This is a genomic window from Mucilaginibacter sp. P4_G9 (genome assembly GCF_056400985.1).
In genome coordinates, this window is record NZ_JBFUKF010000336.1 from 1 (window position 1) to 5,467 (window position 5,467).

Genomic DNA, 5,467 nt, shown 5'->3' on the forward strand with positions numbered 1-5,467 from the left:
CATCAATACCGCCTAAAACCCTTACCAGCGCCTCTTCGGTTTTTTGAAGAGCCTCCAGGTGACGGATGTTGGTTACCAGGGTTTCGTCGCCGCTGAGCTGATCTTTGATCGCGGTACTATATATCTTGTTTTTTAGGTCGTCTATATGGAGTTTTTCTTTGGCTGAGATGAAGATAGTCTGAGTGTCTGGAAGTCCGGATGTCCGGAAGAACCCATCTATCCCTTCTAATTTTCCCTCTTTCGAACTTCCCGCACTTATTAAGTCCATTTTATTAGCCACCATAAGCATACCTACGCCAGGTTTTTTCAGGCTTTCAAGGTCACTTTTAAGTTCTTCAAGGGTAATTAATTCAGCATCAAAAACATAGATCAACAGGGCCGACTGGCTTATCTTCTCCATCGTGCGCTGTACCCCTATCTGCTCAATTGCATCTGTAGCCTCGCGGATGCCAGCCGTATCTATCAACCTAAAATTGATGCCCTGTATATTCAGCACCTCCTCTATGGTATCCCGCGTAGTGCCGGGGATATGGCTTACAATGGCCCGTTCTTCGTTCAACAAGGCATTCAGCAGGGTTGATTTGCCTGCGTTCGGCCTGCCTGCTATAACCGTATTTACACCGTTCTTGATGGCATTACCGAGCTCGAAGGATTGGATCAGCCTACCTACTATTTTGGTGATCTCATGGATCAGGCCTTTCAGTTGGTCGCGGTTGGCAAACTCAACATCCTCTTCGGCAAAGTCCAGTTCCAGCTCAATCAGCGAAGCAAAATTTACCAGTTGTTCGCGCAGGGTTTGCAACTGGGTACTAAAACCGCCCCTTAGTTGTTGCAAAGCCACCTGTTGCGATGCCTTGGAGTTGGAGGCAATCAGATCGGCAACAGCCTCGGCCTGCGACAAATCGAGTTGGCCGTTGAGAAAAGCCCTTAACGTAAACTCTCCTGGCTTTGCAGAACGTGCCCCTTTTTTGATGAACAACTTAATGATACTTTCAATAATATAACCCGAAGCATGGCAGGAAATTTCAACCACGTTCTCGCGGGTGTATGACCGTGGTGCAACAAACAATGAGGCCAGCACCTCATCCAAAACCAAATCGCCATCTACAATATGGCCGAAATGAATGGTATGTGAAGCTTGCTTAGTTAAATCCTTACCCTTCCAAACGCTGTTGGCTATAGCAATGGCATCCAGCCCCGAAAGACGGATCACCGCAATAGCGCCAATTCCGTTTGGGGTGGCAAGGGCAACGATAGTATCCTGATCATTAGTCATTTTAGTTCGTAGTTTTTATCTGAACCGGAATTCATCGAATTAAGGAATTATCAGAATTTTTAAATTCGTGTAATTCTAAAAATTCTCTGAATTCCGGTTCAGATAGCAAAAGTAAAACAAATTACCATCAACTATGAACCATCACAAATGAACTACTTTCCAATGACTTGTTTACAAACCGATAAATCCGACAAGCCAAATGACTAATGACCAGTGACCAATGACTTAAAAATTTTAGCTTTGCGTAAATTATGGTAACTTTTTTTGAAGCTTCGCTCGATACTATTTCGGTACATCATGTTGGCAATCCATTGCAGGATGAGATGTACTCCCTGTCAGATCATCCGTTGGAATTGAAGGATGATATTATCCCCAATTTGTTGATGCAATACTTTTTAAAACCTTTTGAAAAAGCCAACGAGGTTTACCACCTGATGCACAGCAGCGGCGATCTTGCACTTAACGAACTGCACAACTTTGCCACACAGGTATTTGAGGATAAAGAGAAGTTTCATGAGGCATCTGAAAAGATTGCCAAACACCTGTACAAAGTAACCACCCACCCCAACATCAAGGGCGGCGAACTTTATGTGGTGTACTTTAACAAGGTACAAATTGAAGGAAACCCGCTGGATGCTATCGGCATTTTTAAATCAGAGAATAAAGAGACCTACCTGAAAGTTTACCCGGATAAGGGTGGTTTCCAGGTTGATTATGAGCAGGATGCCATCAACATCAACAAACTGGATAAAGGCGTTTTGATCTTTAATATCGAAAAAGAGAACGGTTATAAAGTAGTTGTTGTTGATAAAACCAATGGCGGACAAGATGCTGCTGTGTATTGGAAAGACGAGTTTTTACAGCTCAGGATCCGTAACGACAGCTACAACCAAACCAGCAATACCCTGGGCATCTACAAAAATTTTGTTACCCAAAAGCTCGACGACCAGTTTGAAATGAGCAAAGCCGATAAGATTGACCTGCTTAACAAATCTATGAAGTATTTTAAGGAGAAGGAAACCTTTGATATGGACGAATTTGCCGGCGAAGTAATAGGCAACCCCGAAGCCATCGAATCGTTCAAAAATTTCAAGAATCAGTACGAGCAGGAGTTCGACAGCCCCATTGCCAACACTTTCGAAATTTCGGGCAATGCCGTAAAAAAGCAGGCCCGCGATTATAAAAGTGTACTAAAGCTTGATAAAAACTTCCACATCTATATCCACGGAGACAAAGAGCTCATTGAAAAAGGCTTCGACGACGGCAAGGCGATGAACTTTTACAAGGTTTATTTTAAGGAAGAAGCGTAGGAAAACGTAACTATGATTCAAAAAAGGTTTATCAGAAAATATTCTATCTGATAAACCTTTTTTATTGTTCTAAGTCCTACCTGCAACATTCAAACAATTTTTAGTTAACCAAATCACAACATCTAAATGAAAAGATCATTTATTATTTTATCCCTTCTATTTATCATTACAAGCTGCAAAGTCCCCAATTATGCAATTGGTATGGGCGAAAAAGAATTTACAGCTTCTCAAAAATACAATTTAGACTTAGTTGAGGCATCCCGGGGAAGATCCGTTTATAAAAGGGCTGTTGAAACTGATGGTAAAAGAGTAATCGCCAACATGTACTATTATTTTGCAGATGGCAAATTAGTACGCGCAGAACGTGTTGAATGCCCGCCGGAGATTATTATTGAACAAAGAAAAAGCTAAACACGTACATAACTTTATTCCCAGGCTTACAGGAAACCGTATTCTGTAAGCCTGGGTTTATTTAAAGTGCTAATCCACCTCAACCAAACTACTTACTCCGTAAGTAACCGCGTCTACCCTCTTCAAATGCAAATTAGTAACCGGTTTCACCACCAGTGGTATTTTCTCTATCCGGGTTTCGCTGGTATCCAGGCCGAAGGCTTTGGCTTCTGACTGGGCCAGTTTTTTAATGGCGAAATAACTGTTGAGGATGAAGCCTTCGCTTACACTGAACAGGTTGTTATAGCTCAGGAATTTCTCCATGATCACAAACCTGAAATCGGCTGGGATCTTATATTCGTGAAGCGATGGGTAGTTACTTGTAATATCAATTTCCCGGCGCTTCACCATATCCTCTACCACATTGCGGAACAACACATTCACCCGCGGCTGGATCCTGAACCCTAAACGGTATTCAATGCGAATTACCTTGCCGGGCTCAATCTGGTCTACACTGTATTCCATAGTATAAGGTTCGGCGGTAGTTTCAATATGCACAAACCAGTAGGTATCGGCACGTTTGGGGCGACGGCTCATGATAGAGTAAATGATCTTTTCTTCTATTTGCTTACTGTTGTTGGCTTTTGTTAAATAAATAAGGTGCGTGGCATATTTGTTAACAGTAGTATCAGCACTAAGTGCCTTCAACAGGGGCAGCTTTTCTTTGATATCAATAAAATTAAGGAAACGATTATTGATCTTGCGGGCCCTGAACCAGATGTACATCGTAAAGATTAGCCCAACCTCGAAGCCTACAAAGAACAGTCTTTTTAATATTTTAACCGCGTTGGCTACAAAAAACGAGAACTCAACCGTTAAAAACACGCACAGCACAATGGTTACCAGCCACACAGGCCAGTGCTTTACGTAGCGCATAAAATAGTACATTAAAATGGTTGTGCTCAGCATGGCTATAGTGATGCTGAAACCATAAGCAGCCGTCATAGCGCTGGATGTGCGGAAGTACAGCGAAACCAAAATACAGCCAATGCACAGGATCCAGTTAATACTGGGGATATAGATCTGTCCGCGAATGTTAGATGGATATTTGATAGTGATCCTCGGCCAAAAATTCATGCTCACTGCCTCGCTGATTAGCGTAAACGAGCCGCTGATTAAAGCCTGGCTTGCAATGATGGTAGCCATAGTAGCCAGCGCAATACTTGGGATAAGGAACTGATGGGGTACTATCTCGAAGAAAGGATTTACCCCGGTAAAATTCTTGGTTGGCGCCTGTGACAATACCCATGCACCCTGCCCAAGATAGTTGAGGATAAGCGTGGTTTTAACAAAGATCCAGCTTACCTGGATGTTTTTGCGGCCGCAATGACCCAGATCGGAGTATAATGCTTCGGCACCGGTAGTACACAAAAACACCGCGCCTAACAGCCAGAAACCTTGGGGATGATCCATTAGTAAACGCGCCCCATAGTAAGGGTTTAGGGCTTTAAATATACCCGGGGAATGTATCACCTGGATACCGCCTAAAATGCCCAGCATCAAAAACCAAATTAGCATAATGGGCCCAAAAGCCGAGCCAACCACTTTGGTACCAAACTGCTGAAAAAAGAAAAGCAGGATGATTATGGCAATCACAATTAATAAAATAAGGTTATTACCCGGGATGATAACATCCGAAAAGTAAGGTACCAGGTTCAATCCCTCAATAGCCGATGTTACCGATATAGGCGGGGTAATTATACCATCGGCAAGCAAGGTACCTGCACCAATGATGGCCGGGATAGCCAGCCATTTGCCATAGCGCCGTACCAGGGCATACAGGGAGAAAATCCCGCCTTCGCCCTTGTTATCGGCCTGTAGGGTTATTACAATGTACTTGAAGGTTGTTTGCAGGGTAAGTGTCCAGAAGATACAGGAGATAGAACCTAAAACAAGGGAGGTGTTAACCTTACCACCCTCAACCAGCAGGGTTTGAAAAACATAAAGGGGAGATGTACCGATATCGCCAAAAATGATACCGAGGGTAACTATCATACCCGCGAAAGTGATGTGCTTAACGTGCGAATTCATTTAATTAAGATAAAAATCAGGGGATTTGCAATGCGGTGATCCGGCTGCTTCAGAGAACATTGCCAGCCATACTGGTTTTTGGCAGCCGCAACAGGAAATAATATCACCATAAACTAATTTTACTAATAAATCCGCATGGCCAAAATACATGCCGACGATAGTTTAAATTTATTAATTATCTATTTTACAAACACTTACCTGTTTTCAATCAATTATAGTTGGAATGATAAAACCTATCAAAATGATAGGTTTTATCATTTTGATAGGAAAAAAGGGAAAGGCATGTTCAAGATATTTTTTTACGAAATTGACCTAAGAACTACAGGACCATGCCGAATTATTTCGGCATCCACATACAAAGTGTACAATGGTTACCCTGTCCTATCAGATCCTGAAACAG

Annotated in this window: 5 protein-coding genes; 3 read left to right on the forward strand and 2 right to left on the reverse strand. The window is 42.6% G+C overall.

The window, feature by feature from the left end; genetic code table 11:
• The coding region (gene mnmE, locus AC1DPZ_RS21055) for a tRNA uridine-5-carboxymethylaminomethyl(34) synthesis GTPase MnmE (protein ID WP_477407108.1) at nucleotides 1-1,276 on the reverse strand (1,276 nt) is incomplete at its 3' end.
• 251 nt (nucleotides 1,277-1,527) lie between these two features.
• Between mnmE and AC1DPZ_RS21060 the strand changes: the two genes are divergently transcribed.
• Together AC1DPZ_RS21060 and AC1DPZ_RS21065 are read left to right on the forward strand one after the other, a co-directional pair.
• Nucleotides 1,528-2,586, forward strand: a complete 1,059-nt coding sequence (locus AC1DPZ_RS21060; RefSeq protein WP_477407110.1) for a nucleoid-associated protein — start codon at nucleotides 1,528-1,530, stop codon at nucleotides 2,584-2,586.
• A gap of 126 nt (nucleotides 2,587-2,712) precedes the next feature.
• Nucleotides 2,713-2,997: a hypothetical protein gene (locus AC1DPZ_RS21065; protein WP_477407112.1), complete on the forward strand. Its 285-nt coding sequence runs from the start codon at nucleotides 2,713-2,715 to the stop codon at nucleotides 2,995-2,997.
• Between the two features lie 69 nt (nucleotides 2,998-3,066).
• On the opposite strand, the gene AC1DPZ_RS21070 is transcribed toward AC1DPZ_RS21065, so the two are convergent.
• Complete coding sequence (locus AC1DPZ_RS21070) at nucleotides 3,067-5,067, reverse strand: KUP/HAK/KT family potassium transporter (protein WP_477407114.1); 2,001 nt, start codon at nucleotides 5,065-5,067, stop codon at nucleotides 3,067-3,069.
• A 135-nt stretch (nucleotides 5,068-5,202) separates the two neighbouring features.
• Between AC1DPZ_RS21070 and AC1DPZ_RS21075 the strand changes: the two genes are divergently transcribed.
• The coding region (locus tag AC1DPZ_RS21075; protein WP_477407116.1) for a hypothetical protein at nucleotides 5,203-5,467 on the forward strand (265 nt) is incomplete at its 3' end.